Genomic DNA, 4,307 nt, shown 5'->3' with positions numbered 1-4,307 from the left:
TAACACGTTGAAAACTTATTGATCAGCTGAAGCGGAAACGCGTTCAGTTACATCCGGAAAGACTGATCAGCTCTTAGCGGAATGCGTGGTCAGATGAGCCGGAATTTGCAGTTAAGGTCATTCTGCGAAACGGACCGAAGTGACCTGTTTGAAGAATAATTGAATCTACGGTCAATGATCTGACCAAATATGAAGAAATCCCGGAAGCACAATTGCTTCCGGGACAAAATTCTTTTGATATCTTTGAAACAAACTCGAGAAAACTTTGTTTTCTCTTGTTGTCGCTTGAAACAAACTCGAGAAAACTTTGTTTTCTCTCGTTGTCGCTTGAAACAAACTCGAGAAAACTTTGTTTTCTCTCGTTGTCGCTTCGCTCCAAATTAACGTTTGCGAAACTGTGGAAACCCGTAAAATAAGGCTTTGCGGATATATGTGCTGCATACTTGCTGCAAACCCACAGCATCCTATAACAACTGAGCACTTCTCTTCACAGCCAGGTATCAGAGATGGTATCTGGCTCTTTGGATTTATAATATCATCATATTACCGTTTTCTAAAACAAGAATTATCTAATTATACCCAACTTGATGAGCAGAATATTGACAAACACTACTCATTTTTTCAACACCTTAAAACAATAATTATATTATCAGTACAATTATAAATATCCGTTTGATATATTTTTTGCATCAATAGGAGAATTTGCATTAAGTAACATCTTTTGCATCATCATGTTGTTCATTCTAAAATATGCATACAATTCTTCTAATGTATTGATTTTTCTGTTATCTGCAACATAACTCATCTCACGTATAGCCTCCCACATATACACACGTATATGTTTACATAGTACATCTATATTTTCATCTACTAAAGAGTGGTGAACAAATTTGTTTCTTATCCGATACATTCTTTGTAATTGATAACCCAATATCTGGCGATGTTTTTCTATCTTTTGTCTCATATTTTTAGCATTCATGAGAATTCGTTCTAACTCAATACCTCTATAATATAATAATTCATATGAATTTTTGCAGGCTTGCAAAAAAACATCCTTTTCAGACTGATCCCTTAAAATGTTAAACAACAATACTATTTGCTCAGTGTTTGGATTTTCAGTAACCACGTTATTACCTTGATATTGATAATTCAAACCGATATTATTACAATCCTTTAAAAAGTCATATAATCTGTAATAAATATATCTATGAGACAAAATATTCGGAACAGTATCTTTGATTGCTGTAATAGCAGTTGGATACTGATTTGATCTAAATAATGCTTCCAATGATGACCACAGTAAAAGGAAATTATATGTTTTTCCTTCCCCTTCAAAATTGCAAGTATTAATAATCGCATTTACAACTTTATTTTTATCAATTTCATTACTCAAATTATCAACGAATAGTCTCACAACTCTATCAATGTTTCTATGATATTGATTGTAAGGTTTATAATCCAGATTTTTTGCAATAGTCTTCTGTTCTAAATCAAAAAACTTATTAAAGTGTTCATCATATACAATGACTCTATCATCCAATTTGTCTACTTTTGCTGTGGCAAACTCAACAATCCCCATTTCTTTTTTATATACGCGGAATGCTTTCTCAACAATCGAAACATGGTCATTTGCAGGAGCCTTAATGTCAACCTCCCAATATGTATTTTCATCCTCAATTAACGAGCTTCCATTTTCTGTAGGATGCATAATCTTAACTTCTACACCTGTAATAGTCTCTGTTACCTTTTCTTTGTATTTGTCTTCTATTTTAAAATAACATTTATATTTTGCGTCTATTCGTAGCAAATTACCAACCCATTGATTCCAACAATCATCAAATGCTTTTCCCGATCTTTCAAAGAAATAGCCTACATTTGTATATACACTTGAAATTGAACGTTTTGTAATTATAATAGAACTTACTAAACATTCTGTAAGATCAATTATTTTTTCACATTCATCGGATTGAATTGCACTTTTTAACATATCCACTGTGTCATTTAAATAATCCATAATTTCATATGCATTTTCTAAATTGCAAATAGCACTATACATTGAATGGACTTTGTCCATATCTGTTGCATTAATTGATTGATTATTTTTATCAATGGACAATCCTTTTCTTATTTCATCACATACAGTTCCATATAAAGCATTTTGCTTAGCTGGCATTACCAAATCTTTCTTTACTATTTCATTAGCTTCTTTTCGTACTTCTTCTAATATGAACCCATTAGTTCTCCCATACTCTAAATCTTTAATTACTGATTTTAATTCTAATAATATGCTGTATGCATTATGTATTTTATAACTGTATGATACCCCTGAGTTATTATTCAACAATTCTTTGATTTTTTGAATAAATAATATTTGTCCAACACTATTAAACTGAAAATTTGTTTTTATAAATTCATTCGTCAAGTAACTTAGCATATTTTTTCTCCATTATTTTTACCTAATACTATTGACTTTTTCATTATTTCGCATATAATAATAGAAGAAAATTAATGAGAGCATAAGCAATGTGCGACTTTAGTGTCGATTATCACATTGCTTTTTTGCTGTCTTAATATCTCTTTATAGCCAAACAAAAAATTCTTTACTATTTCAAAACATCCATCACTTTATCATGAGCAATACATTAAAAAAAATTTATTTCTCCTTTTTGTATTATTATATTCTTTATCTTTCGACTAAGATATTCCCAAACTTCCTGTAGCATTATCTATCTATTGCAAAGAATCTTTATAAATAGCGGATTTGCGACTGTTTAAGTGCTAACTCTCGAGGAGATAATTAACTCTCATATGAATGACTCCAAAACACTCATAGAGTGCATGAATAAGCCATTTTATTTGAACGAGAGTTAAAATGTCTGGAAGTTAAGAATATTGTAATTTCTTACTACACTTCGCATTTATCTATTGGTCAAAAAACTAATTTCATTATTTATTGTATTTATCAAATCATAAAATCTTCTATCTATTTCTTCCTTGTATAATATCTGCTTTAACCCTTGAGCTTTATCAATGTCAAAAAATGTTATTTTCATCGAAACAACTAAAGCAAATTCTTTTTTTATAGATAGATATATTTCTAATTTATCCTTTGAAATATATCCTCCCTCTGACAAAGATATAATTTTATCAAAACTCTCAAATGGTAAAATTTGTAAATTATTCATTATTTTATCATCTTTGTTCGTTTTATTAAAATCAACCTTAGGAACAATAAATGCTTCCAAAATCTCTCTATTCCCCAACAATTCCAAAGTATTAAGACATTCTTTATAAGTATCAGCAAGCAGTACCTTAGCTGTATCTTTCGCATTATCTTCTCGTTTAATTTTTCTATCATCAATTTCATTATATGAAATAAAGTAAATAACTAAAGCAACGACCGCACTCGACACAATTCCAAATAAATCTGTATTTATATTAGAAATTGGAATGTTAAACTTTTGGGGAATATTAAACAAATCTAGTACTATGTACAACGTAAATACACTCAATATAGCAAAGACAACATGCTTGTATATTCTTTTGTTTTCCATCTAATATTCTCCTTATTCTCATATAAGAAAAGCGTCTGCTGTTTCACAGACGCCTAATCTCCTAATAAGGACAGCGGATCGGAATACACCGGTCAATCTTCTATGGCTATTATTTGCCCCCAATCAGGAAGTAGGCTGTCCCGTCTACTTTTACTTCGCTTACGCAGGCTTCTCTCCTACACATATTATATTGTGACTACGGTTTTTAGTCAATCAATTTTTATTGCTTTTCTGTATTGCTAATCTCTATAGCATTCTTTCGCTTCTTGGTCAACGTAAATGTTTGATATAGAATCAATCCATAGATGGCCATTTGTAATACTAATCTTACTGTGGTGTTCATTGACAAATACTGTTCTGCATACCTAATCATCTGATAATTATTGATTACAATTCGGATAATTCCCCAGATTGCTGCCACCGAAATCAAACGCGACCATATCTTATCATTCTTACAACGTATAAAATAGTAAAAGGATGCAATAGCACCTATGATGCTTGAAATTATTAAAGCAATTCCAACACCAACAAGTTGCCATGTTGCATATCTAATAATATTTTCAGATCCTGTTATACACATTGCACCAAAATACGCTACAATAACAACACCCATCCTTTTGGGAGATAATGTGCCCTTTACAGCTTGATATAATTCTTAAGGAAAGTATCAGATTCAGAGCAGATAATAAAAGAGCAGTTCTGGAAAAAATAGAACTGCTCTGAATGTGATTCTTTCTTATTGTACCAAGTCGC

Annotated in this window: 3 protein-coding genes; 1 reads left to right on the top strand and 2 read right to left on the bottom strand. The window is 31.1% G+C overall.

What is annotated here, in order from left to right; all coding sequences use genetic code 11:
* Window positions 1-658: 658 nt before the first annotated feature.
* Both ACTNBR_RS16010 and ACTNBR_RS16005 read right to left on the bottom strand, forming a co-directional pair.
* Window positions 659-2,434, bottom strand: coding sequence for a hypothetical protein (locus ACTNBR_RS16010; RefSeq protein WP_441042729.1), 1,776 nt, complete (start codon window positions 2,432-2,434; stop codon window positions 659-661).
* Between the two features lie 484 nt (window positions 2,435-2,918).
* A complete protein-coding gene (locus ACTNBR_RS16005) occupies window positions 2,919-3,554 on the bottom strand; it encodes a hypothetical protein (RefSeq protein ID WP_441019191.1) in 636 nt (211 codons plus the stop codon).
* 491 nt (window positions 3,555-4,045) lie between these two features.
* Between ACTNBR_RS16005 and ACTNBR_RS16000 the strand changes: the two genes are divergently transcribed.
* The gene (locus tag ACTNBR_RS16000; protein ID WP_441042728.1) at window positions 4,046-4,201 is read left to right on the top strand and encodes a hypothetical protein; all 156 of its coding nucleotides are present in this window, start codon (window positions 4,046-4,048) and stop codon (window positions 4,199-4,201) included.
* The last annotated feature ends 106 nt before the right edge of the window (window positions 4,202-4,307 follow it).

Source organism: Bariatricus sp. HCP28S3_F11, assembly GCF_052065395.1.
Lineage (GTDB): Bacteria > Bacillota > Clostridia > Lachnospirales > Lachnospiraceae > Allocoprococcus.
Note: the sequence above shows the minus strand (reverse complement) of the source record. Positions and strands in the feature narration are given on the sequence as shown.